This is a genomic window from Halomonas sp. SSL-5 (genome assembly GCF_030708455.1).
Lineage (GTDB): Bacteria > Pseudomonadota > Gammaproteobacteria > Pseudomonadales > Halomonadaceae > Halomonas.
In genome coordinates this window covers 218,532-243,335 of sequence record NZ_JAUYWF010000001.1, presented here as the reverse complement: position 1 = coordinate 243,335, position 24,804 = coordinate 218,532, and the positions used below count along the sequence as shown (strand labels likewise).

Annotated in this window: 22 protein-coding genes; 12 read left to right on the top strand and 10 right to left on the bottom strand. The window is 68.9% G+C overall.

Annotation, left to right across the window (positions count from 1 at the left end; translation table 11 throughout):
• Positions 1–14: 14 nt before the first annotated feature.
• Entirely contained in the window at positions 15–785 is a 771-nt protein-coding gene (locus tag RAN53_RS01135) for a transporter substrate-binding domain-containing protein (RefSeq protein ID WP_305794980.1), read from the top strand.
• Positions 786–939: 154 nt separating this feature from the next.
• Here RAN53_RS01135 and RAN53_RS01130 read toward each other — a convergent pair whose 3' ends face one another.
• Both RAN53_RS01130 and RAN53_RS01125 read right to left on the bottom strand, forming a co-directional pair.
• Entirely contained in the window at positions 940–2,148 is a 1,209-nt protein-coding gene (locus RAN53_RS01130; protein ID WP_305794979.1) for a cation:proton antiporter, read from the bottom strand.
• 10 nt (positions 2,149–2,158) lie between these two features.
• A complete protein-coding gene (locus tag RAN53_RS01125) occupies positions 2,159–3,079 on the bottom strand; it encodes a prenyltransferase (protein ID WP_305794978.1) in 921 nt (306 codons plus the stop codon).
• A 170-nt stretch (positions 3,080–3,249) separates the two neighbouring features.
• On the opposite strand from RAN53_RS01125, the gene RAN53_RS01120 reads away from it, so the two are divergent.
• Together RAN53_RS01120 and RAN53_RS01115 are read left to right on the top strand one after the other, a co-directional pair.
• Positions 3,250–4,689 (top strand): ethylbenzene dehydrogenase-related protein, encoded by a 1,440-nt coding sequence (locus RAN53_RS01120; protein ID WP_305794977.1) that lies wholly within the window; start codon positions 3,250–3,252, stop codon positions 4,687–4,689.
• Positions 4,686–5,237 (top strand): hypothetical protein, encoded by a 552-nt coding sequence (locus RAN53_RS01115; protein WP_305794976.1) that lies wholly within the window; start codon positions 4,686–4,688, stop codon positions 5,235–5,237. The genes RAN53_RS01120 and RAN53_RS01115 overlap by 4 nt, the downstream gene beginning before the upstream one ends.
• 83 nt (positions 5,238–5,320) lie before the next feature.
• Here RAN53_RS01115 and RAN53_RS01110 read toward each other — a convergent pair whose 3' ends face one another.
• Both RAN53_RS01110 and purE read right to left on the bottom strand, forming a co-directional pair.
• The gene (locus RAN53_RS01110; RefSeq protein WP_305795126.1) at positions 5,321–6,433 is read right to left on the bottom strand and encodes a 5-(carboxyamino)imidazole ribonucleotide synthase; all 1,113 of its coding nucleotides are present in this window, start codon (positions 6,431–6,433) and stop codon (positions 5,321–5,323) included.
• 67 nt (positions 6,434–6,500) lie between these two features.
• Positions 6,501–7,010, bottom strand: a complete 510-nt coding sequence (gene purE / locus RAN53_RS01105) for a 5-(carboxyamino)imidazole ribonucleotide mutase (RefSeq protein WP_305794975.1) — start codon at positions 7,008–7,010, stop codon at positions 6,501–6,503.
• A gap of 243 nt (positions 7,011–7,253) precedes the next feature.
• Between purE and RAN53_RS01100 the strand changes: the two genes are divergently transcribed.
• Entirely contained in the window at positions 7,254–7,841 is a 588-nt protein-coding gene (locus RAN53_RS01100) for a hypothetical protein (RefSeq protein WP_305794974.1), read from the top strand.
• A gap of 60 nt (positions 7,842–7,901) precedes the next feature.
• Here the strand turns inward: RAN53_RS01100 and RAN53_RS01095 are convergent, their stop codons facing one another.
• From RAN53_RS01095 to lhgO, 4 genes are all read right to left on the bottom strand, one after another.
• Positions 7,902–9,902 carry a TRAP transporter permease gene (locus RAN53_RS01095; protein ID WP_305794973.1) on the bottom strand — a complete coding sequence of 667 codons (2,001 nt, stop codon included), beginning with the start codon at positions 9,900–9,902 and terminating at the stop codon, positions 7,902–7,904.
• A 20-nt stretch (positions 9,903–9,922) separates the two neighbouring features.
• Positions 9,923–10,420: a DUF1850 domain-containing protein gene (locus tag RAN53_RS01090; protein ID WP_305794972.1), complete on the bottom strand. Its 498-nt coding sequence runs from the start codon at positions 10,418–10,420 to the stop codon at positions 9,923–9,925.
• 3 nt (positions 10,421–10,423) lie between these two features.
• Complete coding sequence (locus RAN53_RS01085; RefSeq protein WP_305794971.1) at positions 10,424–11,386, bottom strand: TAXI family TRAP transporter solute-binding subunit; 963 nt, start codon at positions 11,384–11,386, stop codon at positions 10,424–10,426.
• A 160-nt stretch (positions 11,387–11,546) separates the two neighbouring features.
• A complete protein-coding gene (lhgO, locus tag RAN53_RS01080; RefSeq protein ID WP_305794970.1) occupies positions 11,547–12,743 on the bottom strand; it encodes an L-2-hydroxyglutarate oxidase in 1,197 nt (398 codons plus the stop codon).
• A 29-nt stretch (positions 12,744–12,772) separates the two neighbouring features.
• Here lhgO and RAN53_RS01075 point away from each other — a divergent pair, with 29 nt between their 5' ends.
• The 8 genes from RAN53_RS01075 (at position 12,773) to RAN53_RS01040 (ending at position 23,101) form a co-directional block, all read left to right on the top strand.
• Entirely contained in the window at positions 12,773–13,150 is a 378-nt protein-coding gene (locus RAN53_RS01075) for an XRE family transcriptional regulator (protein WP_321169810.1), read from the top strand.
• A gap of 264 nt (positions 13,151–13,414) precedes the next feature.
• A complete protein-coding gene (dsrO, locus tag RAN53_RS01070; RefSeq protein ID WP_232911358.1) occupies positions 13,415–14,191 on the top strand; it encodes a sulfate reduction electron transfer complex DsrMKJOP subunit DsrO in 777 nt (258 codons plus the stop codon).
• Positions 14,175–15,383 (top strand): NrfD/PsrC family molybdoenzyme membrane anchor subunit, encoded by a 1,209-nt coding sequence (gene nrfD / locus RAN53_RS01065; protein WP_305794969.1) that lies wholly within the window; start codon positions 14,175–14,177, stop codon positions 15,381–15,383. Before dsrO ends, nrfD begins: the two co-directional genes overlap by 17 nt.
• A complete protein-coding gene (locus RAN53_RS01060) occupies positions 15,376–18,477 on the top strand; it encodes a molybdopterin-dependent oxidoreductase (RefSeq protein WP_305794968.1) in 3,102 nt (1,033 codons plus the stop codon). Before nrfD ends, RAN53_RS01060 begins: the two co-directional genes overlap by 8 nt.
• A gap of 133 nt (positions 18,478–18,610) precedes the next feature.
• Positions 18,611–19,813 carry an FAD-dependent oxidoreductase gene (locus tag RAN53_RS01055; RefSeq protein WP_305794967.1) on the top strand — a complete coding sequence of 401 codons (1,203 nt, stop codon included), beginning with the start codon at positions 18,611–18,613 and terminating at the stop codon, positions 19,811–19,813.
• Between the two features lie 279 nt (positions 19,814–20,092).
• Positions 20,093–20,959 carry a putative selenate ABC transporter substrate-binding protein gene (locus RAN53_RS01050; RefSeq protein ID WP_305794966.1) on the top strand — a complete coding sequence of 289 codons (867 nt, stop codon included), beginning with the start codon at positions 20,093–20,095 and terminating at the stop codon, positions 20,957–20,959.
• Positions 20,959–21,612 (top strand): ATP-binding cassette domain-containing protein, encoded by a 654-nt coding sequence (locus RAN53_RS01045; protein WP_305794965.1) that lies wholly within the window; start codon positions 20,959–20,961, stop codon positions 21,610–21,612. The genes RAN53_RS01050 and RAN53_RS01045 overlap by 1 nt, the downstream gene beginning before the upstream one ends.
• Position 21,613: 1 nt before the next feature.
• Positions 21,614–23,101 carry a PhnE/PtxC family ABC transporter permease gene (locus RAN53_RS01040; RefSeq protein ID WP_305794964.1) on the top strand — a complete coding sequence of 496 codons (1,488 nt, stop codon included), beginning with the start codon at positions 21,614–21,616 and terminating at the stop codon, positions 23,099–23,101.
• 84 nt (positions 23,102–23,185) lie between these two features.
• Here the strand turns inward: RAN53_RS01040 and RAN53_RS01035 are convergent, their stop codons facing one another.
• Together RAN53_RS01035 and RAN53_RS01030 are read right to left on the bottom strand one after the other, a co-directional pair.
• Positions 23,186–23,443 (bottom strand): BBE domain-containing protein, encoded by a 258-nt coding sequence (locus RAN53_RS01035; RefSeq protein ID WP_305794963.1) that lies wholly within the window; start codon positions 23,441–23,443, stop codon positions 23,186–23,188.
• Positions 23,444–23,446: 3 nt separating this feature from the next.
• Entirely contained in the window at positions 23,447–24,583 is a 1,137-nt protein-coding gene (locus RAN53_RS01030; RefSeq protein WP_305794962.1) for an FAD-binding oxidoreductase, read from the bottom strand.
• Positions 24,584–24,804: the final 221 nt, after the last annotated feature.

Genomic DNA, 24,804 nt, shown 5'->3' with positions numbered 1-24,804 from the left:
CGGGAAACCAACCCATGCAGCTACACAAGATCCTCAGCATCGGCGTGTTCGGCGCCGCCCTGGTCGCCGGCAGCGCCAGCGCCGAGGTCCGCGACATCCGCATCGGCGTCGACGTGCCCTACGAGCCCATGGAGTACCGCACGCCGGACGGCGAACTCACCGGCTTCGACATCGACCTGGGCAACGCCCTGTGTGCCGAGATCGGCATCGATTGCGAGTGGGTCGTGCAGGGCTGGGACGGCATCATCCCCGGCCTGATGGCACGCAAGTACGACGCCATCATGTCCTCGATGACCATCAACGAGCAGCGCCGTGAGCAGGTACTGTTCTCCGAGCCCTACATCACCCCGCCGTCGGCCTGGTTCGCTCCCGGCGACGCCGAGATCGGCACCCCCTCCGAGGAGACCCTCGAGGGCCTGACCATCGGCGTGCAGCGCGGCACCCTGCAGGACAACTATGTCACCGACCTGTATGGCGACGTGGCCGACGTCAACCGCTACGCCACCGCCGACGACATGGTGCTGGACATGGATTCCGGCCGCCTCGACGCGGTATTCCTCGACTTCCCGATCGGCAAGTCCACCCTGCTCGACAGCGACGCCGGCGACTACAAGGTGGTGGGCAAGAAGATCACCGAGCCCAAGGAGTACTTCGGCGAAGGCTTCGGCATCGCCTTCCGCAAGCGTGACGAGGCACTGGCCGAGACCTTCAACGAGGCCCTGGCCGAACTGAAGGCCAACGGTACCTACGACGAGATCCACGCCCGGTACTTCGGCGAAGAATGAACCGATGGGGTCGGCGCTGGCCGCCGCCCCGCCGCAAGACCGCAACAGGCCGGCTCCGATGAGCCGGCCTGTTGCGTCTGCTGTCCTGCCCCCCTGTCACAGTGCTGCCGTTCACTGCCCTGCTGTCCACTATTTGCTGGTCACGACTCGCCGGTCACCGCGCCGGTCGGCGCAGCACCCACCGCACCAGCAGCGGTCCGATCATCTCGAATACCAGGGTGGAGCCCACCACCGCGGACAGCAGCAGCGGCCCGTGCTCGGGAAAGCGCTCGGCGGCCAGTAGCGCCATGCCCATCGCCACCCCCGCCTGGGGCGTCAGGGCCAGGCCGATATCGCGAGGCAGGTCGGCCTGGCGCACTCGCGCCAGGCGCACACCCAGCAAGCCCCCCAGATAGCGTCCCGCCAGACGCAGGAGGATATAGGCCAGGGTCAGCCACAGGGCGTCAGCCACATGGCGCAGGTCGACGCTGGCGCCCGAGAGCACGAAGAAGAACACCAGGAAGGGCCACTCGATATGCTCGACCTCGTTGAACGAGCGGGTATGGTGGCGCGACAGGTTGGCCACCAGCGCCCCGGCCACCATGGCGGCCAGCAGCGCCGAGACCTCGAGCCAGCTGGAGAGCCCGGCCAGCAGCAGGATCAGGGCGATCGCCTCCACCTGGGTCGGCTCCCCGGGGCGCAGCCGACCGGTCAGCCAGGCCGCCGGCAAGCCGATCGCCGCGCCCAGCAGCAGCGCCCCGCCCAGCTCCCATCCGGCCATGGCCAGGGCGGCCTGACCATCCCCGGAGAGCCACCAGCCGAGCAGCGTCATGGCCAGGCCGAAGGCGAGGATGCCCCAGGCATCGTCGATGGCCACGATGCCCAGCAGCAGCCTGGCCCGCAGCCGCGTATCGCCACTCTCGCGCACGCTCTCGCTGACCGCCGCCGGGTCGGTGGCCACCGAGATGGCGGCCAGTGATACCGCCACCGCCAGCGGGAACCCCAGCGCCAGGAGCCCCACCCCCAGCAGCAGTGCGCCCACCATGATCACCGACAGTGACAGGATCAGGATCAACGGGCCCGTGCTGCGCATCCGCTCGACGGTGAGTTCACCGCCCAGCAAGAAGGCCACCATCACCAGCGCCAGCTGGATCAACGGCTCGCCCAGGCCATCCAGCGGCGCCGGCTCGGCCTGGCCCAGCACCAGTTGCTGAACCACCGCCACCCCCAGGCCGACCAGCACCAGCAGCGAGATCCGCGGCAGACGAGTGCGTCTGGCCACCACGTCGGCCAGGATGCTCACGGAGAGGATCACCCCCAGGAACACCAGGGCGGAGGCGGCGGGGGTCAGGTGCAGCGGGAAGGGGAAGCCGGATTCACTCATGGGGCACGCCTCAGTTCAACCACAGCCCCAGCCCCAGTAGCGCCAGCGTGGTCAGCAGCACGCTCACGTTGAGGCCCATCAGCGCCTCCAGGCGGGCACGCTCCTCCAGCACTCCGGGCAGGCGCCAGGCCACCCAAAGCGCCCCGGGGAGTGCCAGCCAGGCGAGCCCGGCCGACGCAGGCAAGCCACCGAACAGCACCCCCATGCCGACCAGCGCCTGGCCGCCAAGCAGCAGAGCGGCCACCAGCCGGGCGGCGCGTCGCCGACCCAGCAGGATCGGCAGATGACGCCGGCCGACGCGTCGATCCGCCTCGCAGTCGGGAAACTGGTTGAGCAACAGCAGCTCGCTGACCAGCAGCCCCGCCACCGCCGCCACGATGAGTGCCGCCGCGTCGGGCCAGCCGCCCAGCGCGACCAGGCTGCCCAGGATCACCAAGGGGCCGAAGCCCAGCCCCGGCGCCAGCAGGCACAGCCATGGCGAGCGAGTGATCCAGCGGGTATAGGCGACGATCAGCGCCAGCCCCGGCACGCCCACGGCGAGCATCGGCCAGCCCCGTGCCCACAGGAAGTAGCCACCGATCGCCACCACCCCGGTCAGGGCCGCGAGCCCCGCGGCCAGCACCGCGGGCGCCGCCCCGGGGGAGGCAGGGAGCGCACCGCTGCCGCCCGAGAAGGGGGTACGCAGGGTCATCTCGTCGAGCCCGGAGCGAAAGTCCTCGTATTCGTTGAGCAGGTTGACCGCCGCATGCGCCAGCAGGCCACCAACCAGCACCAGCATCACCTCCCGCGGGGCGATGGCGATCGGCTGACGAGCCGCCAGCAGGATGCCCAGCAGCACACAGAGCGGCGCCAGGATCAGGAAGCCGGGGCGGGTCGCCCGCAGCACGGCGGGCGCCAGGGCAGTATCACAGGCTCTGGGAGGGTGTTGCATGTCGGTTCCTCATGCGTAAGGCGAGCCATTCATGGTCGCCGACGGAAGCCCCCGATCTGCTCAGGCAGCGTCTTACCACATACAAATTGATTTCTGTCATAACAAATCATCAACATGGAACCATACTGAAGAGGCATATCACCACCTTACTCTCTGGTTCAGGAGATCACATGGCACGTCACGACAAGGGCGCCACTCCCTGGCTGGTCCTGGGATTGCCCGTCGCGCTGGGGCTGGCCTGGGTCACCCAGGGAACCGGTGCGATCCAGGATGACCCGGAGCGCAACATCTCGATCCCCGATGAGCTGACCATGCCGCTGCAGGTCCAGGCCGCCTACAACGCGGAGCAGATCTTCTTCCGCTACCGCTGGCCCGCCGAGCGGGCCCATGTCTACCACGACATGCTGCGCTACACGGAGGGCGAGTGGGTCCGCCACGGCAACTCCCGGCCGGGCCCCGATCCCGACGGCACCTACGAGGACCGGGTCGCCATGCTGGTGGACGACGGTGGGGTCCCCGACTTCGGCCGCTATGGCGGCTACATCACCGTGGGTGACCGGATGCGCTTCTTCAGCGATTCGGCCAGCCCGGCCGAGGTCGCCGAGCACCCCCACCTCGGGGAGCAGCTGGGGCAAAGCGACGTGCGCAAGTACCTGCCCGCCACCCGCAGCGACCAGAACGACTGGCGCAGCGTGGCGGATGCCGACGTCCTCGCCGCCCAGCGTGAGGCCGGCTATTTCCTCGACCTCTGGCACTGGCGGGCGGGACGCTCCAACCCCATCGGCGCCTCGGACGACCAGTGGATCGGCGAATATCGCAACAGCGATGCGGGCTCGGGGCCCTATACCACCAACTGGGATGGCGACAATGGCCAACCACGCTGGATGCTCGACCCCGAGCAGACGGGCCAGCGCGCCCTGCGCTGGGAGGACGTGACCTCCGGCGAGGTCGACTTCGACGGCATCTACTACCTGTCGGAAGACAACCGGGTCGACTTCGACCCCGACCATGACTGGCAGGAGGGCGATGTCATCCCTCGCCGCCTGCTGCGCCAGCCCGAGGGCTCGCGGGGCAGCATCGCCGTGCACGGCCAGGCACGCTGGGAGGACGGTTACTGGGACGTGACCCTGGTGCGCGACCTGGACACCGGCAACCCGCTGGACGACAAGATCCTCGCCGAGCAAGGGCTCTACGACATCGGCATCGCCGTCTACCGCAACGCCACCGGCAGCCGCTGGCACTATGTCTCGCACCCCTACTCGCTGGGGCTGGGACGGGATGCCGACCTCCAGGCCGCCAGCTTCTCGGGGAGTTCGCCCGAGTGGAGCGATGACTGGTTCGACATGACCCTCTTCTACCCCGGGCAGGTGGACTGGCCGCTGTTGATCAGCCGCGCCCATGCCGGGGCGGGGGACATCGCCGAGGGCACACCGGTACGTGCACGCCACAGCGAGAAGCAGTTGGCGCTCTACGGCGTGGAGATGGAGTTCAACGACGTCATCACCTGGCGCTGGTGGATGACCCTGCTGGCCGGGTTGATCGCCATGCTCGGGGTGACCCTTGCCCTGCTTCCCGGCTTCCGTACCACTCGTGAAGGAGACCGCTCATGACCGGCATGCACCATATGCTCGTCCACTTCCCGCTGGGCTTCTGGGCACTCGCCACCCTGATGATCCTGGTCGGCGCCCTGCTGCCCGGTCGGATGGCCGACCTCAGTCGCGCCGCGCTGCTGCCGGTGCTGGTCCTCAGCCTGCTCGGCGCCCTGGCCGCCATCGTCACGGGGTTCCTGGTCTGGCCACTGGCGGCCAGCACCCACAGCCCCCTGGCCCGCAACCACATCCTGATGGCGCTCTGGTCGCTGGGTATCTTCACCATGCTGACCGTGCTGGTCTGGCGGGCCGGCAGTGCGGCCTTCGACGGCGCACGGCGCTGGGTACTGGTGCTCCTCGCGCTGATCGGCGGGCTGTTCTTCGCCGCCGCCGGCACCCTGGGTGGCCATCTCGTCGGTGCCCCGACGCTGTTCTCCGATGTGCTCGGCCTGATGGGTTGGGAGGTCTACACCACCTTCTACAGCCCCTTCTGGGTCAGCGTCGTGATGGTGCTGATCGGGGTCGCCTGTGCCGTGGTGGGACTCAAGGGGCGCCGCACGGCAACCTGACCCCCCGCCGCTGCCATGCCCTGCACCAACGAAGAAGGCCCCGCATTTGCGGGGCCTTCCTCACGGCGGCGGGTGCGCCGGGCCTACTCGAAGCTGAAACGCGGTGCCGGGGCGTCCGGCAGCAGGGCCGCACAGGCGCGCACCCGCTCCAGCAGTTCCTCGTGGGAGGGCGCCAGCAGGTTGACGTGGGCCAGCTTGCGCCCGGCGCGCTCGCTCTTGTCGTAGCGGTGCAGGTGGGCGTCCGGCAGGGCCAGGATCTCGGCCGGCTCGCCCTCGCGGCCGATCACGTTGACCATGCAGGTCGGCATGCGCGCCGAGGTATCGCCCAGCGGCAGCCCCTGGATGGCACGCAGGTGGTTCTCGAACTGGCTGGTCACCGCGCCGTCGATGGACCAGTGGCCGGAGTTGTGCACCCGGGGCGCCATCTCGTTGGCCAGCAGGCTGCCGTCGGCACACTGGAACAACTCCAGGGTCAGCACGCCCACGTAGTCGAGCTCGTCGAGCAGCGCGCGGATGTAGCCGTCGGCGGTCTGCTGGACGCTCTCGCCCAGATCCGGCATGGGTGCGATGGAGTAGCGCAGGATGCCGTCCTCGTGCTGGTTCTCGGCCATGGGGTAGAAGGCCACCTCCCCGTTGCGCCCGCGCACGGCGATGATCGAGACCTCGCGCACGAAGTCGACGAAGGCCTCCACGATCAGCCGCGGGTGGTTGATGGTACGCCACGCCTCATGGGCCTCGGCGGGGTCGCGGATCACCGCCTGGCCCTTGCCGTCGTAACCCTCGGTAACCGACTTGGCCACCACCGGGCAGCCAAGCTCCTGGGCCGCGGCCTCCAGTTCGTCGGCGTGCTCCACCAGGCGGTAGGCCGGGGTGGGGATGCCCAGGCGGTCGAACAGCGCCTTCTCCTCGGCGCGGTTCTGGCAGACGCGGATCGCCTCGCTCGAAGGGTAGACCGGCCTGACCTCCTCGATCGCCTGGACCAGCGAGACCGGCAGGTGCTCGAACTCGTAGGTGACGAGGTCCACCTTCTCGAGGAAGGCCTCGAGGTGCTTGCGGTCGGTGTCGATCATCACGTCCCCGATGCCGGCGCTGGGGTGGCCGGTGGTGTCGAGGAAGGTGAAGCGGTTGGCCAGCGGGTAGCCCGCCAGGGCCAGCATGCGGCCGAGCTGGCCGGCACCCAGGACGCCGATGTTCATGGTTTTTTCCATGTCCTTCTCCTCACTCTTCTCTCTATCAGGGCTTGGGCTATCAGGGCTTGGGCTATCAGGGCTGGGGCCGGGGATCGGGATTGTCGAGCACCGTCTGCGTCTGCTCGGCGCGGAAGGCCTCCACCGCGGCGCGCACCGTCGCGTCCTGCAGGCCGACGATCTGCGCGGCCAGCAGCCCCGCGTTGGTGGCGCCGGCCTTGCCGATGGCGAGCGTGCCCACGGCGATGCCACCAGGCATCTGGACGATGGAGAGCAGCGAGTCCAGGCCCTTGAGCGCCTTGGACTCCACCGGCACCCCGAGCACCGGCAGCGCGGTCTGGGAGGCCACCATGCCCGGCAGGTGGGCGGCCCCGCCGGCGCCGGCGACGATCACCGAAAGGCCCCGCTCGGCCGCCCCCTTGGCGTAGTCGAAGAGCAGGTCCGGGGTGCGATGGGCGGAGACCACCCGGGTCTCGCAGGGCACGCCCAGGCGTTCGAGCATCGCCACGGCGTGTTCCATCACCGGCCAGTCGGACTTCGACCCCATGATCACGCCGACCTTCGGCGCCTGTGTATCGGACTGCATGGCCTGCTCCTCGGCGACTGCCTCTGATGCGGAAAGCGGTAACGCGTGCGTGAAGGAAAGCCGGACATTCTAGCGCCGCGGGCCTGCAGCGTCATCTTGACCAGGCGGACAGCCACTCCTCCGGGCCAGACTGTCGCCGCCCGACGACAGCCGGTTTCATGCTAGATGCGCCATTGCCTGCTAAGGTCGTGGTGAATGGGCAGCAAGGACAAGCCCATCTGGAAGCCACCAAGGAGACTGACAATGAAGCGTTCCCTGATTTTCACCGCGGTACTCACCGGCTCACTGCTGCTCGTCGGCTGCGACTCCGACAGCGAGGAGGCCACCCAGCAGGAAGAGACCACCGAGCAGGAGGTCCAGCAGACCGCCGACCAGGCCGGCGAAGCCATGGACGAGGCCGCCGCCGAGACCGAGCAGGCCATGGACGAGGCCGCCGCCGAGACCGAACAGGCCCTGGATGAGGCCGCCGCCGAGACCGAACAGGCCCTGGATGAGGCCGCCGCCGAATCCGAGCAGGCCACCGAGGAGGCGGGTGAAGCGCTGGACGCCGCGGGTGATGAAGCCGCCCAGGAGGCCAGCGAGGCAGCCGAGACCGCCGAAGCCGCGGGTGACGAGGCCGCCGAGGAGACCGCCAGCGCCCTGGATGCCGCCCGCGACGCCACCGCCGATGCCGTGGACTCCGCCCGCGAGGCCACCGCCGACGCCGTGGACGCCGCCCGCGAGAAGACCAACGAACTGGTCGAGAGCGCCCAGGAGATGGCCTCTGGCACCGACGAGGCCGCGGATGCCTCCGCAGAGGCCGAAGTCGAGGCCGAGGCCTCTACCCAGTAAGCCTCGCTCCGCGATCACGCCACGAAGGCCCGCCCGGTTACCCGGGCGGGCCTTCGTGTATCAGGCCGACTCGACCCGCCGGCTCGCCATCCAGTTGGCGACGATCACCGCCAGCATCACCGCGGCGCCGACGGCCTCCACCATCAGGCTGGGATAGAACACCGCCACGATGGCCGGCAGCAGCAGCACCCGCAGCGGCCAGCCCATGCGGGTGAACAGGTACCCCTCCAGCGCCGCGGCGAAGGCCGCCAGGGCCAGGAAGCCGGTCACCGCGGTCCAGATCAGCAGCGGCCAGGGCCCACCCATGATGATCTCCGGGTTGTAGACCATGAACAGCGGGATCAGGTAGAGCCCCTTGGCGAACTTCCAGGCCTGGAAGCCCGTCTCCATCGGCTTGGCCCCGGCGATGGCCGCCCCGGCGAAGCCGGCCAGGGCGATGGGTGGCGTGACGTTGGAGTCCTGGGAGTACCAGAACACCACCAGGTGGGCGATCAGCAGCGGCACGCCGAACTCGGCGGTGAGCGCCGGCCCCACCAGCACGATCAGCACGATGTAGCTGGCGGTCACCGGCAGGCCCATGCCCAGCACCAGGCTGGCCAGCAGCACCATGATCAGCGCCAGCAGCAGGTTGCCGCCGGAGAAGGCCAGCATCATGGAGGAGAACTTCAGCCCCAGCCCGGTCAGCCCCACCACGCCGACGATGATGCCGGCCACCGCGCAGGCCATGGAGACCGCCACGGCATTGCGCGCGCCCAGCTCCAGTCCGCCGAGCAGCTTCACCAGGCCGCTGCGACCGGCGGTGACCAGCCGCTCGCCGGTCACCGGCTCACCCTGTTTCGGCGCCACGAGGAAGAACCACACCAGGAAGCGCAGCACCGCCACGGCAAGCATGGTGAGGATGGCGAAGTAGCCCACCCGCATCGGCGACATGTTCATCACCAGCAGCCACACCAGCACCGCCAGCGGCAGCAGGAAGTGCCAGCCGTAGCGCATCACGTCGCGCATCTGGGGCAGCTCGCTCTTCGCCATCCCCTGCATGCCCTGCTTGAGGGCAATGATATGCACGAAGAGATAGACGGTGCCGAAGTACATGATCGCCGGCAGGATGCTGACCTTGACCACTTCCAGGTAGGGCATCCGGGTGTACTCGGCGATCAGGAAGGCGCCGGCCCCCATCAGCGGCGGCATGATCTGCCCGCCGGTGGAGGCCGCCGCCTCGATGCCGCCGGCCTGGTGGGGCTTGTAGCCCAGGCGCTTCATCAGCGGAATGGTGAAGGCCCCGGTAGTCACCACGTTGGCGATGGCACTGCCGGAGATCGAGCCCATGCCGGCCGAGGCGATCACCGCGGCCTTGGCCGGCCCGCCGCGTTGGCGGCCGGTGGCGGCATAGGCCAGGTCGATGAAGAACCTGCCGGCGCCGGTGATCTCGAGGAAGGCACCGAACAGCACGAAGATGAAGATATAGGTGGCCGCCACGCCCATGGGCAGGCCGAAGATGCCCTCCTGCCCCAGGTAGAGCTGGCCCACCAGGCGGTCCAGGCTGTAGCCACGATGCTCCAGAATGCCGGGCAGCCACTGCCCCAGCCAGGGCAGGTCCCCGCGCGGGCCGGCGAAGGCATAGAGGAGAGCGACCACCCCGATAACCGTCATGCCCAGGCCCACGGCGCGGCGCGCCGCCTCCAGCACGGTCACCACGGCGATGCAGCCGACCACGATGTCGGTCTGGCTCCAGAAGCCGGCGCGGTTGATGATCTCGTCGAGATAGAGCACCAGGTAGCCGCCGGTCACCAGGGCCCCGGCGAAGAAGGTGGCGTCGAGCAGCCATCCGATGATTCCGCGCGGCCGCCGCGGGCCGAACACCGGGAACATCAGGAAGGCCAGCATCATGATCAGCATCAGGTGGATGCTGCGCTGGTAGAACAGCCCCAGCGGCTCGATGCCGGCGGAGTAGAGCTGGAACAGCGACAGGCCCACCGCCACCAGGGTGATCAGCCACAGCACCGGCCGGGCATGGTTCGCCTGGCTGCCGGGGACGATGGGGGAATTGCCCGATTCACTCATGAGTCAGTCCAGGTGAAGGTTCATTCAGGAGAAGAGAGGCGCACGGTGACCGGCTGGTCTGCCGCCAACCGGCTCAGGCTGATGCGCTCGTCGTCCACCACCAGGCGGTGGTCGACGGCAGGACCACCCACCCGCAGCCGATAGGCATTGCCCGGCACCGGCTCGTCGAGCTCCTCGATCCAGTAGCCACCCTCGCCGTCCGAGACCTGGCGGCCGCGACCGGGGATATGGTCGAGCCCCGCGGCGAAGTCCGGCAGGTGGCTGCGCTCCAGCACCATGCGCCCCTGCCGGTGGCGATAGCAGTCGAGCACCGGGAACCCCTCCACCGAGTGGTTCCACTCCAGGCACCAGCCCGCGCCCTCGGGCATGGGCAGAGCCACCAGGGTCTCGCCTCGCTTGTCGATCACCACCAGGCGGGCCTCGTCCTGGCCCGCCGCCGGGCCGGCCAGGACGAGGCCCGCACACAGCAGCAGGGCGGGCAGTCGGGCCCGCCCTGCTGTCAGGCGCACGTCACGCATCGTTCAGGGACGCTGGTGGTCCTGGACCTCGGCCCCGATCTCCTCGTAGTAGCGCAGGGCGCCGGGATGGAAGGCGATCGGCGTGGAGTTGACGCTGAACTCCACGGTGGTGTCGTTGGCCGCCGGGTGCACCTCGATCAGCTCGTCGGTGCGCTCGAAGAGCATCTTGGTGATCTGGTAGGCGAGCTCCTCGTCCATCTCGCTGCTCACCGCCAGCACGTTGGGGATGCCGATCGTCTGCACGCCCTCTTCCATGCCCTCGTAGAGGCCGGCGCGCAGCTCGTAGGGAGCGAATACCTCTACCGCCTCGCGGGCGTTGGCCGCCTCCTCGTCGCTGAGGCCGATCAGGCGAATGTCGCGGGTGGTCGCCAGGTTCATGATCGAGCTGGTGGGCGGCCCCACGCTCCAGAAGCCGGCGGCGATATCGCCGTCGCGGATGGCATCGGCGGTCTCGTTGAAGTTGAGCCGGCGCGGGTCGAAGTCATCGTAGGTGATGCCATTGGCCTCGAGCAGCGCCCGGGCGTTGAGCTCGGTGCCGCTGCCCGGCGCGCCCACGGAGACGGTCTTGCCCTCGAGGTCGGAAAGCGATTCGATGCCGGAGTCGGCCAGGGTCACGAGCTGCACGGCATTGGGATAGACCGAGGCCAGGGCGCGGATGTTCTCCAGCTGGCGGCCCTCGAAGTCGCCGGTGCCGCTATAGGCCTGATGGACGGTGTCGGCCAGTGCCAGGGCGAGGTCGGAGTCGCCCCGCCACACCAGGCCCATGTTCTCCACCGAGGCGCCGGTGACCTCGGCCACGGCCTCATAGCCCTCGATGTGCTTGCCGATCATCTCGGCCAGGCCACCGCCCAGCGGGTAGTAGGTGCCACCGGTGCCGCCGGTGGCGACGGAGAGCTGCTGCTGGGCGATTGCCAGCGGGGCCGTCGCGATCAGCGAGGCGGCGATGGCATATTTCATGGCTTTCATGGCATTCCTCCGGTCCTGGAACCAGGTTGTCGTATTGTCGTTGTCGACGCCGGGCCGACGTCCAGACCCAAGCTAGCACGCCCGCAGCGTGAGAGCCCAACCCCCTGATTTCTACGTTTTCCGGAAATTTCGGCAATGCCACCATGGTCGCGGCGCAGCTTCAGCTCTCCACCATGGCCTTCACCTGCTCGACGATATGCGCCCCGATGGGAAGCGCCGAGGTGGCGGCAGGCGACGGGGCGTTGCCCACATTGAGGGTGCGCCGGGTGTTCACGAACAGGAAGTCGTCCACCAGCTTGCCATCCCGCGACACCGCCTGGGCGCGCACCCCGGCCGGGTAAGGCTCGAGGTCCGCAAGGGTCAGGCTCGGGCAGTACTTGCGCACCAGCTCCAGATAGCCGCGCCGGTGCAGGGAGTTCTTCATCTCCATGAGCCCCGGACGCAGGTTGCGCCCCAGCACCCTGAGGATGCCGGGGTTGGTCAACATCCCGGCCATGTCGGCCAGCGACACGTCGCGCCGCCGATACCCCTCGCGCTTGAAGGCCAGTACCGCGTTGGGGCCGACCGTCACGTTGCCATCGATCATCCGGGTCAGATGCACGCCCAGGAACGGCATGGAGGGGTCGGGGATCGGGTAGATCAGGTGATTGACGATGCGATTGTGACGGTCCGGGAGGCGGTAGTACTCGCCGCGGAAGGGGCAGATGGTGAACCCCGGATCGTGGCCCAGCATGCGCACCACGCGATCGGCCATCAGCCCCGAACAGGTCACCAGGTAGCGCCCGGTAAACTCGCCGGCACCGCTGGTCACCACCACCTCCTGACGGCGCTCCTCGAGGGCGCTGACCTCGGCGCCGTAGCGGATCTCGCCGCCCAGCCGCTCGAACTCGGCGGCCATGGCGCGGGTCACCGCGGCGTAGTCGACGATACCGCTGGAGGGCACGAAGATGGCGCCGAGCCCGGTGATATTGGGCTCGCGCTCGGCCAGGGCTGCGGCGGAGAGCCACTCGCGCGTGAGGCCGTTGGCGGCGGTGCGCTCCCACAGCGCCTCCATGCGCTGCATCTCGAGTTCGCTGGTCGCCACCAGCAGCTTGCCGCAGGTGTCGTAGGCGATGCCCTGCTCGTCGCAGAACGCCTTGGTGGCCCGGTTGCCCTCCAGGCAGAAGCGCGCCTTGAGACTACCCGGGGTGTAGTAGACCCCGGCGTGGATCACCCCGCTGTTGTGGCCGGTCTGGTGGCGGGCCGGGCCGGCCTCCTTCTCCAGCAGCAGCATCCTGCTGTCGGGGTAGGCCTGCTTGAGCTGCATGGCGGTGGACATCCCCAGGATGCCGCCGCCGATGATGATGAAATCGTGCATGTCGTTTTCCACGGCGCAGGTCACGAGCGATGCCTTCACAGTGCCACGAAAGCAGCATGCAATCGACACTGGCAAAAACGTCGGCCAGCCGCCATAGTGTGCTTGTCGCAACCGCCCAATGGAGCATCATGAGCACGGCACGACAGTCCCGATCCGCGGAACTTCTGGACCCCCCGCGAAGCAGCCCTGACCTCGACGTCAGGGACCTGGAACAACGTACACGCCTCATGCGCATCGTGACCCGGCTGATCGCCGTGTCAGAGCTAGGCAGCCGCGAGATCGCTCGCCGCGCGGGTCTGCCGATGCAGAAGATCAGCGACCTCCTCGCGGGGAAGCTGGAGCATCTCACCATCGATGAGCTGCGCATCGTGCATCGCACCATCGAGCAGCAGGGGGCCACTCACTAGGCCGCCCGGCCGCGGAATCCCGGTAACGCCCCACCGAACAGCGAACGCCCTGCCCCTCCGGCAGGGCGTTTTTTTTGTCCTGCCGGCTCGTCGAGAAAATTCTGGATATTCATCAACTTGCACAACATTACGCCAACATTAAGAGTTTGCTAAAGAAGTCTTGATCGACATCAAGGCCATATACATTGGTCGCAGGTAGCCTTCCGGTATCAACCCTTGTCCCTCGGGCGGAGACTCCGCCCCACCCAGGCCACCGGAGGCGCCATGGACCCCATTCGCCGCACCCTGCTCGGCCAGCTGGCCCGCCTCAGCGCGGGCGCCGCCCTGATACCGCTATCCAGCGTCGCCAGTGCCGGCATCAACCAGCAGCCACCCCGCCGAGAAGGCGACCCCAGCAAGCGCTACGGCATGCTCATCGACCTGCGCCAGTGCATCGGCTGCCAGGCCTGCACCGTGTCGTGCCATATCGAGAACGCCGCCCCGCTGGGCAGCTTCCGCACCACCGTCTCCCAGTACGAGGTAGAGCACCAGGAGACCGGCGAGGTCGCCACCTTCATGCTGCCGCGCCTGTGCAACCACTGCGAGAACCCGCCCTGCGTGCCGGTCTGCCCGGTGGAGGCCACCTTCCAGCGCCAGGACGGCATCGTGGTGGTCGACAGCGACCGCTGCGTGGGCTGCGCCTACTGCGTCAACGCCTGCCCCTACGACGCCCGCTTCATCAACGAGCGCACCCAGACCGCCGACAAGTGCACCTTCTGCGCCCACCGCCTGGAAGCCGGCCTGCTGCCGGCCTGCGTGGAGAGCTGCGTGGGCGGTGCGCGGATCATCGGCGACATGCGCGACCCGGAGAGCCAGATCAGCCGCATGATCGCCGAGCACCGCGATGAGCTGATGGTGCTGCAGCCCGAGAAGAACACCCTGCCCCAGGTCTTCTACCTCGGCATGGACGAGCGCTTCGTCACTCGCCCCGACGCCGAGCCGGTCGCCCTGGAAGTCCTCGATCCCCACGGCCAGGAGATGGGCTATGAATTCCGCCATTGAGCTGCTCGCCCCGCGCTACGACATCGCCTGGTACCCCTGGGCGGTGCAGTACTTCTTCATGATCGCGCTCTCCTACGCCACCCTGTGGCTGGCCGCCCCGGCGCTGGTGTTCGGCAGGAAAGCCTGGCTGCCCACCGCACGCCTGGCGCTGCTCGCCTGCCTGACCACCACCCTGGTGGCACCGGTGGCCCTGCTCGCCGACCTGCACCAGCCGCTGCGCTTCTGGCACTTCTACGCCTACGCCAACGGCCACTCCTGGATGTCCGTCGGCAGCCTGGTGCTGCCCCTCTACGTGGTCGGTGTGATCGTGCTGGCCTGGCTCGCCTGGCGCCCGGCGCTGCAGGCCCATCGCCAGGCCCCCGGCATCGCCGGTTTCGTGGCCCGCTGGCTCTCCTTCGGCTCCGCCCCCACCCCGCGCGCGCTGGTGGTGCTGGTGGGGGTGGGCACCCTCGCCCTCTCCACCGGCATCATGCTCTACACCGGCGCCGAGGTGGCCATCGTCAAGGCCCGCCCGCTGTGGCACACCGTGTGGCTGCCGCCGATGTTCGTGGCCACCGGCTTCATCGCCGCCACCGGCCTGATCCTGGTGCTCAACCGCGTGGCCGGTGAGCGCAGCACCACGGTCAGCAGGCAGATGCTCAAGGTGATGCTGGGGGCCTGCCTGGTCGCCGGCCTGGTCGCCGGCAGCTGGTTCCTCGACGGCATCAACGCCCACGTCGGCTCGGTGGCCGCCGCCATGGAATCCGTGCGCGACAGCGCCGAGTGGCGCAGCACCGCCCTGTGGGGTGGCCTCACCGGCCTGGTCCTGTTCGGCGCCGTGCTCACCCTGCTCACTCGCCCCGCCTCACGCCGCCCGGCACTCTACGCCTGGGCCTGGGTGCTCGGCCTGGTGGCCCTGCACGTCGGCTGGATGTTCCGCTGGGTGGTGCTGATGGACGTGCAGACCGTGGCCCGCCACAGCGCCGGCTTCCACCACTACGGCATCCCCGCCGGCTCGTCCGGCATCCTCGGCATCGTCGGTACCTTCGGCCTGTGGCTCGCCGCCCTCCTGCTGATCGACCTCTTCGTGCCGTGGCGCCAGGCCGCCCAGGGCGGCAGCGCCGCCGATCTGCCACCCACACCCCCCGCCCCTGCATCCCCCGACGCCCAGCGCGCTGCGGAAACCACAGAAGGAGCCCCCAGCCATGGCTAAGTCCCCGGTCGATTCCTCACGCCGCCGCTTCATGAAGGGTGCCGTCGCCGCCGGCGGCGCCGCCACCTTCGCCGCCGGCTACTCCGACCCGCTGGTCAAGATGGCCAAGGGCGTCACCGGCAGCGCCGGCGAGACGCCCGCGCACCGCATCCACGGCAACTCCCTGGCGCCGGAGTACCGCGTCGACCCCGAGAGCGGCGAGCTGACCCTCAACCCCGACCAGCGCGTGGCCTTCACCGTGTGCTACGGCTGCACCACCAAGTGCGGCGTGCGGGTGCGCGTCGATAACGCCACCGACCAGGTGCTGCGCGTCTCCGGCAACCCCTACAACCCGCTCTCCGCCGACGAGCACCTGCCCATGCGCACCCCGGTGGTCGAGGCCCTGCGCGGGCTGAGCGCCTATGGCGACCAGGGCCAGCAGAACCGCTCCACCGCCTGCGCCCGCGGCAACGCCATGATGGCGCAGATCGACAGCCCCTTCCGCGTCACCCACTGCCTCAAGCGGGTCGGCGGGCGCGGCAGCCGCGAATGGAAGAAGGTGCCTTTCGAGCAGGTCATCGAGGAGATCTGCGAGGGGGGCGACCTGTTCGGCGAGGGCCATGTGGACGGCCTGCGCGCCATCCATGACCACGACACCCTGATCGACCCCGAGAACCCCGAGTACGGCCCGAAGGCCAACCAGCTGATGGTGATGGAGGCCACCGACTACGGCCGTTCGGCGCTGCTCAAGCGCTTCACCATGAACGCCTTCGCCACCCGCAACTACGGCCACCACGGCTCCTACTGCGGCCTGGCCTATCGCATGGGCGCAGGCGCGGTGATGGACGACCTGGCCAAGAATGCCCATACCAAGCCGGACATCCAGAACGCCCGCTTCATCCTCTACGTGGGCACCGCCCCCAGCCAGGCCGGCAACCCCTTCAAGCGCCAGGGGCGGCTGATCGCCCAGGCGCGCGCAGAAGGCACCCTGGAGTACGTGGTGGTGGATCCGGGCCTCAACGCCTCGGCTTCCCACGCCGCGGACCACAACCGCTGGGTGCCGATCCGCCCGGGCACCGACAGCGCCCTGGCCATGGGCATGATCCAGTGGCTGCTCGACCACGAGGGCTACGCCAAGGCGTTTCTGGAACTTCCCGGCCAGCCCGCCGCCGAGGCCGCCGGCGAGGCGACCCACACCAACGCCAGCCACCTGGTGATCACGGACGATGCGCACCCGCGCCGTGGCCGCTTCCTGCGCACCAGCGACCTGGGCCTGGCCGAGGCCGGCAGCGACGCCGACGTACCCATGGTGGTGGCCGACGGCGAGCTGGCGAAGAGCACCGATGCCGTGGCTGCCGAGCTGTTCGTCGACCGCGAGGTCGAGCTCGCCGACGGTTCTGCCGTGCGCGTGAAGAGCAGCATGGTGCTGCTGCGCGAGTCCGCCAACGAGCACACCCTGGCCACCTATGCCGAGCACTGCGGCATCCCCGAGGCCACCATCGTCGACCTGGCCAGCCGCTTCGCCCACCACGGCCGCCGCGCGGTGACCAACTCCCATGGCGGCATGATGTCGGGCAACGGCTTCTACGCCGCCTTCGGCATGCAGATGCTCAACGTGCTGGCCGGCAACCACAACCGCAAGGGGGGCAGCGCCGTGGGCGGCGGCCAGTTCAACGGCGTGGGTGAGGGCCCCCGCTACGACCTGGCCAACTTCCCGGGCAAGCGCGGTCCCCAGGGCGTGTTCCTGTCCCGCTCGCGCTTCCCCTACGAGAAGTCCTCCGAGTACCAGCGCAAGGTAGCCGCCGGCGAGCCCCCCTACCCCGCCCGCGCCCCCTGGCGCTCGCTGGCCCCGCCGACGCTGACCGAGCACCTGCCCTCGGCGCTGGACGGCTACCCCTACCCGATCAAGGCGCTGATCGGCTGCATGGCCAACCCCATCTATGGCCAGGCGGGTCTCGAGACGCTGATCGCCGAGAAGATCAAGGACCCCAAGCGCCTGGGGCTGTTCGTCGCCATCGACGGCTTCCTCAACGAGACCAACCGCTACGCCGACTACATCGTGCCGGACTCGGTGATGTATGAGGTGTGGGGCTTCACCGGCGCCTGGAAGGGCAACCTGGGCAAGATGACCACCGCCTGCTGGCCGGTGGTGGAACCGCGCCAGCAGAAGACCGCGGAAGACGAGCCGGTCTCCATGGAGAGCTTCTTCATCGCCACCGCCAAGCGGCTGGGCCTGGCCGGCTTCGGCGAGGGCGCGATCCCCGACGCCGACGGCAACCTGCACCCGCTCAACCGTGCCGAGGACTTCTTCCTGCGCGCCGCCGCCAACGTGGCCATGCAGGGCGAGCCGCTGCCCGCGGCCGACGAGAGCGACATCGCCCACGCCGGCCTGGCCCCGCTGATGCCCAGGCTTGCGCGCACCCTCAAGCCCGAGGAGCGCGGCCCGGTGGCCTACCTCTACGCCCGCGGCGGGCGCTTCGAGGACTTCAAGGACCACTTCAAGGGCGAGAACCTCACCAGCGCCTGGAAGCGCACCCTGTGCGTCTACAACGAGCAGGTGGGCACCAGCATCAACACCCAGAGTGGCCAGCCCAACCGCGGCGTGCCCTGCCACGGCCTGCCGCCGCTGGCCGACGGCCGCGCCATGCGCGAGGTGTTCGACGAGGAGGAGTGGCCGCTGCTGGCGTTCTCGTTCAAGTCCAACCTGATGAACTCCTACGCCATCGGCCTCGAGCGGCTGCGCATGATCAAGCCCTACAACCCGGTGATGATGCACCGCCAGGATGCCGAGCGCTTCGGCATCAGCCACGGCGACACCATCCGCATCGAGAGCCCCGGCGGCAGCGTGGTGGCCCTGGCGCTGGTCGGCGAGGGCGTGATGCCCGGCGCACTGGGCATCGAGCACGGCTACGGCCACCGCGACCTGGGGGCCACTCCCCACGTGATCGACGGCGAGTCCCAGCCCGACCTCGAGTGGCTGCGCGCCGGCATCAACATCAATGACCTGGGCTTCAAGGACCCGACCCGCCGCGTGGACGGCACCTGGCTCGAGCCCATCAGCGGCGCCGCCGTGCGCCAGGGCCTGCCGATCCGCGTGATCCGCATGGAGGCCTGAACGGCGCCTCGTCACTGCACCAGAGAGAGCGTGAGAGGGCGCGTGCCGGGAAACCGGCACGCGCTTTTGCTTTAGACTATGCCGCTAGACTATGCCGCCGCCACTCCCCCACCCACCGAGAGCGAACCCGACCATGCAGCCACCGCAGCAACCGGTCTTGCGCGATATCGTCCTCATCGGCGGCGGCCACACCCACGTGGGGGTGCTGAAGCGTTTCGCCATGAAGCCCGAGCCGGGCGTCAGGCTCACCCTGATCTGCCGCGACACCCACACCCCCTACTCGGGCATGCTGCCGGGCTACGTCGCCGGGCACTACGGCTACGACGAGGTGCATATCGACCTGCGCCGGCTGGCCGAATACGCCGGGGCCCGCTTCTTCGCCGACGAGGCCGTGGGCATCGACCACGACGCGCGCAAGGTGCTCTGCCGCTCGCGCCCCCCGGTGCCCTACGACTGGCTGTCGATCAATATCGGCTCGACACCGCGCGTGGATGCGCTCGGCGGCGCCGCCGGGCACGCCGTCCCGGTCAAGCCGATCCACCAGTTCAACGACCGCTGGCAGACGCTGCTCCGGCGCATCGAGGCGCACCCGGGCCGGACCCGTGTGGCGGTGGTCGGCGGCGGCGCCGGCGGCGTCGAGCTGCTGCTGGCCATGCAGGTCCGGCTGGGCAGTGAGCTGGCCGCCCGCGGTCGCGACCCGGAGGATCTCACCTTCGCGCTCTTCACCCGCGGCGAGACCCTCCTGCCCACCCACAACGCCCGGGTGCGCGCCCACTTCGAGGCCACGCTGCGGCGCCGGGGCATCGAGGTGCATGCCGGCACCGAGGTCGTCGCCGTCGAGGCGGGCCGGCTCCAGGCCGCCGACGGCACCTGGCACGCCGCCGACGAGATCGTCTGGGTGACCAGCGCCGGCGGTGCCGGCTGGCTCAAGGAGACCCGGCTCGCGCTGGATGACGACGGCTTCATCCAGGTCGACGACACCCTGCGCTCGACCTCTGACCCGCGCATCTTCGCCGCCGGCGATATCGCCAGCCAGGTCAACCATCCCCGCGAGAAGGCCGGGGTCTTCGCCGTGCGCCAGGGCCGCCCGCTGGCCGACAACCTGCGCGCCGCCGTGACCGGCCGCCCCCTCTCGTCCTACCGCCCCCAGGCGAGATGGCTGGCCCTGATCAGCACCGGCGACCGCCACGCCGTGGCCTCCCGGGGGCGCCTGTGCCTGGCAGGCGACTGGGTATGGCGCTGGAAGGACCGCATCGACCGCCGGTTCATGGCCCGCTTCAACGACCTGCCCCCATGGAAGCGCCCTCGAGCTGGGTCCCGAAGGCCAGCCGGGTAGCACTGGATGAAGAGGAAAATGCCCAGGCGATCTCGGCCATCGCCATGCGCTGCGGCGGCTGCGGGGCCAAGGTGGGCGCCTCGGTGCTCTCCCGGGCTCTGTCGACCCTCGCGCCGGTCGCGCGCGAGGAGGTGCGGGTCGGCCTGCATGCCCCGGACGATGCCGCCGTGATGCGGGTGCCGGCCTGGCGACTGATCCACACCCGGGCGAACCGGGATCGGAAGCCCGGGCGTTTTTTCGGTATCATGCCAGGCCAATATCACCTGCAAGGATCCTCCCATGCTTCGTCTCCTGTCTCGCGCGTTGGCGACTGCCCTGCCGCTGCTGTTCGCCTCCTCGCTCGCCGCCGCCGACCCCTTCGTCTTCACCGCGATCCCCGACGAGGACGAGACACGCCTGCAGGAGCGCTTCCAGAAGGTCGCCGACTACCTCGCGGAGGAGCTCGAGGTCGAGGTGCGCTTCGTGCCGGTGAAGTCCTATGCCGCGGCGGTCACCGCCTTCCGCAATGACCAGGTGCAGCTGGCCTGGTTCGGCGGCCTCTCCGGCGTGCAGGCCCGCGAGCGCGTGCCCGGCTCCCGGGCCCTGGCCCAGGGGGTCGAAGACGCCGAGTTCCGGACCTACTTCATCGCCCACGAGAGCACCGGCCTGGAAGAGGGCGCGGGGCTGGTCGAGGCCATGCGTGACATGACCTTCACCTTCGGTTCCAAGGGCTCCACCTCGGGACGCCTGATGCCCGAGCACTACCTGCGCGAGGCCTTCGGTGAGGCACCGGAAGAGGTCTTCTCCCGCGTCGGCTTCAGCGGCAACCACAGCCGCACCGCCTCGCTGGTCGCCTCCGGGGCCTACCAGCTCGGGGCCCTCAACTACACCGTGTGGGAGAACGAGTTCGAGGCCGGCAATATCGACGCCGACAGCGTCAAGGTGGTATGGAAGACCCCGACCTACCCCGATTACCAGTGGACGATCCGCGGCGACGTCGACGGACGCTTCGGCGAGGGCTTCGCCGATCGCGTCCAGCAGGCGCTGCTCGAGATGGATGATCCCGCCCTGCTCGAGAGCTTCCCGCGCTCCGGCTTCATTCCGGTGGATAACGCCGACTACGAGGTCATCCGCCAGGTCGGCCAGCAGCTCGATATCCTCGAGTGATGACAGCCCTCGCCCTCACCGAGGTGGTGGCCGATTACGGCGGGGAGCGCGTGATCGGCCCGCTGGACCTGACGCTGGCACGCGGCGAGCGAGTGGCCCTGGTGGGCAAGAGCGGCGCCGGCAAGTCGACGCTGCTCGGCGTCATGCAGCAACGCTGGCGGCACCACGGCGCCGCCCTGATGCCCCAGCAGCTGGGCCTGGTGCCCTCGCTGAGCGTCTTCCACAACGTCTACATGGGCGGGCTCGCCAGGCGCCCCACCTGGTACAACCTGGTCAGCCTGGCGCGCCCCTTCCGCCGCGATCTCGACGCCATCCTGCCGCTGCTCGAGCGCTTCGATATCGCCGACAAGTGCTGGTCCGCGGTCGGCGAGCTGTCCGGTGGCCAGAGCCAGCGCGTCGCGGCGGCTCGCGCGATTCACCAGCGGGGCGACCTGCTGCTCGCCGACGAGCCGATCTCGGCCCTCGACGGGCCGCTGGCCGAGCGGGTGCTGGTCGCGCTGGGCGAGGCCTACCCCACGTCGGTGCTGGCCATGCACGACGTGGAGCTGGCCCTGCGCTTCACCGACCGTGTGGTGGGCATCGCCGACGGCAGGATCGCCCTGGACGAGGCCAGCCACAGGCTGAATGCCCGGGACCTGCTGGTGCTGTACTGACATGTGGCACTCGGCAACCGTGCGCACCAGCCTGGGCTTCGTGGCGCTGGCCATCGCCTGCCTGCTCGTGGCCGACTTCCAGATCAGCGCCCATGACCCCTGGGCGGAGCTGGGCCGCCTGTTCCTGGGGCTGGCACAGCCGAACTTCTCGGCCGTGGACTATCTCGGCGAGGCGATCGTGCGCACCCTGGCCTTCGCCTTCGTCGGCGTGGGCCTGGGGGCCGCGGCGGGCCTGCTGCTGGCACTGGTGTTTCACCATCGCGCGGTACGTACCACCTGCGCCTTCATCCGCGCCATCCACGAGCTGTTCTGGGCGCTGATCTTCCTGCAGTTCTTCGGCCTGCACCCGCTGACCGGCGTGCTCGCCATCGCCATTCCCTATGCCGGCATCTTCGCCAAGGTCTATGCCGAGATCCTCGACGAGAGCGACCCGCAGCCGGCGCAGGTGATCCCCCATGGCACCGGCGTGGTCTCGGCCCTCGCCTACACCCGCTTCAGCCAGGCCTGGCCACACCTGGCCACCTACACCGCCTACCGGCTCGAGTGCGGCCTGCGCTCCAGCGCCGTACTGGGCTTCGTGGGCATGCCCACCCTGGGCTTCTACCTGGAGTCCTCGTTCGCCCAGGGCCAGTACACCACGGTGGGTGCGCTGCTGCTGCTGTTCTATGCACTGATCGCCACCCTCAGGCTGTGGGCCCGCCCGCGCCTGCTGCCCTTCTACCTGCTGGCCGCCCCCTTCCTGCTCGGCGAGGGCCTGCCGATTCGCTGGCAGAGCGTCTCGCGCTTCTTCACCGAGGATATCGTCCCCGAGCCGCTGCGCCAGGGCGAGGGGCTGGCCGGGCTCATGCCCTGGCTGGGCGACCTGCTCGCCAACGAGGCGCTGCCGGGCATCTGGAACACCCTGCTGCTGACCCAGATCGCCCTGGTGGCGACCGGCCTGCTGACGCTCATGCTGTATCCGCTGGTATCGCAGCATTTCACCGGGCGTCACGCCGCCGGCCGGGTGCGTGGCGCGCTGGGCCACGGCGTGCTGGTGATCCTGCGCTCGACCCCCGAATACCTGCTCGCCTTCATCCTGCTGCAGCTCTGGGGCCCCTCGATGCTGCCGGCGGTGGTGGCGCTGGCCATCCACAATGGCGGCATCATCGGCCATCTGGTGGGACAGCGCAGCAACGCGATCACGCTGCGTGCCGATGCGCCCCGTGGCATCGAACGCTACGCCTTCGAGCTGACCCCGCGGCTCTACGGTCCCTTCCTGGCCCTGCTCTTCTACCGCTGGGAGATCATCATGCGCGAGACCGCCATCCTCGGCATCCTCGGCATCGCCACCCTGGGCTTCTATGTCGACAGCGCCATCCAGGAGATCCGCTTCGACCGAGCGATGGTGCTGATCGTGATCACCGCCCTGCTCAATATTGGCGTGGACATCCTGGCTCGCCACCTGCGCAATCGCCTGCGCCTGCGGCATACCGCCAGCTGCGAGCCCTGATATCCCCCGGCGATACACTCGGCGCGACAATGCCGCCGGCGCTGGCGGACGGCATTGTCGGTCGCATCGGCGGGTGGTGGTCGTTCAGGCCGGCTGCCGCTCCGGCGGAATGTTCTGGTTCATCCGGAACAGGTTGGTCGGGTCGTAGCGGGTCTTGAGCTCCACCAGCCGCTGGAAGGTAGCGCCATAGGCGAACTCGATACGGTCCGCCTCTTCTTCGGTAAGAAAGTTGATGTAGGCGCCGCCACTGGCGAACGGCTGCGTCCTGACGAAGAATTCCCGCGCCCAGCCGATGCACTGTTCATCCTCCGCAGGCGTTTCCCAGCGGGCATGAACGTTCAATACTTAGTTGGCATCGCGGCTCGAGTAGGCCATCGCCTCGGGTAACGGCCGGGTCGTCTGGCCACCGATGGTACCGACGAATATCTCGCAGTGGGGCGAGGGCAGCCTTTCGGCATAGTCGATGATGGCCTCGATGGCACCGCCCTCGAGGTGCGTGAAGTTATGCGACTTCCAGTAGTTGCGTGCACCGGGCGCCAGCAGCGGGTCGAAGGCCTGCTGCCAGGCAATGTAGGGCTGCACGCCGACATGTTCACCGAGTACCGTACCGAAACCACGCAGCGGCTCGATCAGCCGTGCGCCGGTGTCGGGGTCGCCGACATAACACAGGGCGAGGACGACGATCGGGGTGCCGTGCACCTCCACGGGCAGGAAGGGCAACGGCGGCGCCTGACGCGTCACCATCCAGATATTGAGTTCCTCGGGCATGGCCTGGGTGAAATCGGCGAATTGTCGTATCACTGCGCCGGCCTGCTCGAACGGGAAGACGATAAGCCCGCTGAGCACCTCCGGCCCGACCGGATGCAGCTGGAACTCGAAGCGGGTCACGATGCCGAAGTTGCCTCCGCCTCCACGCAGCCCCCAGAAGAGATCCGCGTTTTCGGCTTCGCTGGCGTGCACCTGCCGGCTGTCGGCCGTGACGACATCCGCGCCCAGCAGGTTATCGACGGTCATGCCGTACTTGCGGCTCAGCCAGCCGAAGCCGCCACCGAGCGTCAGCCCGGCCACGCCGGTGGTCGAGTTGATCCCCAGGGGTGTCGCCAGGCCGTGTTCCTGAGCGGCCGCATCGAAGTCGGCCAGGGTACACCCCGGCTCGACGCTGGCACGCCGGGCGACCGGATCGATGCGTACCTGCTTCATCAAGGAGAGATCGATCAACAGCCCATCGTCGCATACTGCGTTGCCGGCGATATTGTGGCCGCCGCCGCGAACGGACGCGATCAGGTCGTGCTCCCGGGTGAAATCGACCGCGCGCCTCACATCGTCGGCCGAGCGGCAGCGCGCAATGAGTGCGGGTCGGCGATCGATCATGGCGTTCCAGATCTGGCGTATCTCATCGTAGTTGGCGTCATCGGGCGTCAACACCTCACCCGCGAAGTGTGCTCTGAACTCGTCGATGGCGGTTGGGGGGAGTGTTTTCATGGCTGCCTCCGTGGCTCGTGCCCCCATGCACCAGGCCGAAGCATGGAAGCCGCCGGCCAGTGAGGCGGGCAAGAAGGTCGAGTGGGCCGGCGATATCCACCAGCCAAACCGTGGGTTCCAAGCACGCGAAAGCGAGCTTGGAACCATCAGTGTAGGGATGGATTGTCAACACACAGATATACCGAATTCGCCTAGGCTTAGGCGACAGCCAGGCGCTCCCC

What these genes read in the sequence shown, in the direction of transcription:
- RAN53_RS01135 (WP_305794980.1), top strand. Translation starts at nt 15, where the DNA reads ATGCAGCTACACAAGATCCTCAGCATCGGCGTGTTCGGCGCCGCCCTG.
- RAN53_RS01130 (WP_305794979.1), bottom strand. Translation starts at nt 2,148, where the DNA reads ATGAGTGAATCCGGCTTCCCCTTCCCGCTGCACCTGACCCCCGCCGCC.
- RAN53_RS01125 (WP_305794978.1), bottom strand. Translation starts at nt 3,079, where the DNA reads ATGCAACACCCTCCCAGAGCCTGTGATACTGCCCTGGCGCCCGCCGTG.
- RAN53_RS01120 (WP_305794977.1), top strand. Translation starts at nt 3,250, where the DNA reads ATGGCACGTCACGACAAGGGCGCCACTCCCTGGCTGGTCCTGGGATTG.
- RAN53_RS01115 (WP_305794976.1), top strand. Translation starts at nt 4,686, where the DNA reads ATGACCGGCATGCACCATATGCTCGTCCACTTCCCGCTGGGCTTCTGG.
- RAN53_RS01110 (WP_305795126.1), bottom strand. Translation starts at nt 6,433, where the DNA reads ATGAACATCGGCGTCCTGGGTGCCGGCCAGCTCGGCCGCATGCTGGCC.
- purE (WP_305794975.1), bottom strand. Translation starts at nt 7,010, where the DNA reads ATGCAGTCCGATACACAGGCGCCGAAGGTCGGCGTGATCATGGGGTCG.
- RAN53_RS01100 (WP_305794974.1), top strand. Translation starts at nt 7,254, where the DNA reads ATGAAGCGTTCCCTGATTTTCACCGCGGTACTCACCGGCTCACTGCTG.
- RAN53_RS01095 (WP_305794973.1), bottom strand. Translation starts at nt 9,902, where the DNA reads ATGAGTGAATCGGGCAATTCCCCCATCGTCCCCGGCAGCCAGGCGAAC.
- RAN53_RS01090 (WP_305794972.1), bottom strand. Translation starts at nt 10,420, where the DNA reads ATGCGTGACGTGCGCCTGACAGCAGGGCGGGCCCGACTGCCCGCCCTG.
- RAN53_RS01085 (WP_305794971.1), bottom strand. Translation starts at nt 11,386, where the DNA reads ATGAAAGCCATGAAATATGCCATCGCCGCCTCGCTGATCGCGACGGCC.
- lhgO (WP_305794970.1), bottom strand. Translation starts at nt 12,743, where the DNA reads ATGCACGATTTCATCATCATCGGCGGCGGCATCCTGGGGATGTCCACC.
- RAN53_RS01075 (WP_321169810.1), top strand. Translation starts at nt 12,773, where the DNA reads ATGCCTTCACAGTGCCACGAAAGCAGCATGCAATCGACACTGGCAAAA.
- dsrO (WP_232911358.1), top strand. Translation starts at nt 13,415, where the DNA reads ATGGACCCCATTCGCCGCACCCTGCTCGGCCAGCTGGCCCGCCTCAGC.
- nrfD (WP_305794969.1), top strand. Translation starts at nt 14,175, where the DNA reads ATGAATTCCGCCATTGAGCTGCTCGCCCCGCGCTACGACATCGCCTGG.
- RAN53_RS01060 (WP_305794968.1), top strand. Translation starts at nt 15,376, where the DNA reads ATGGCTAAGTCCCCGGTCGATTCCTCACGCCGCCGCTTCATGAAGGGT.
- RAN53_RS01055 (WP_305794967.1), top strand. Translation starts at nt 18,611, where the DNA reads ATGCAGCCACCGCAGCAACCGGTCTTGCGCGATATCGTCCTCATCGGC.
- RAN53_RS01050 (WP_305794966.1), top strand. Translation starts at nt 20,093, where the DNA reads ATGCTTCGTCTCCTGTCTCGCGCGTTGGCGACTGCCCTGCCGCTGCTG.
- RAN53_RS01045 (WP_305794965.1), top strand. Translation starts at nt 20,959, where the DNA reads ATGACAGCCCTCGCCCTCACCGAGGTGGTGGCCGATTACGGCGGGGAG.
- RAN53_RS01040 (WP_305794964.1), top strand. Translation starts at nt 21,614, where the DNA reads ATGTGGCACTCGGCAACCGTGCGCACCAGCCTGGGCTTCGTGGCGCTG.
- RAN53_RS01030 (WP_305794962.1), bottom strand. Translation starts at nt 24,583, where the DNA reads ATGAAAACACTCCCCCCAACCGCCATCGACGAGTTCAGAGCACACTTC.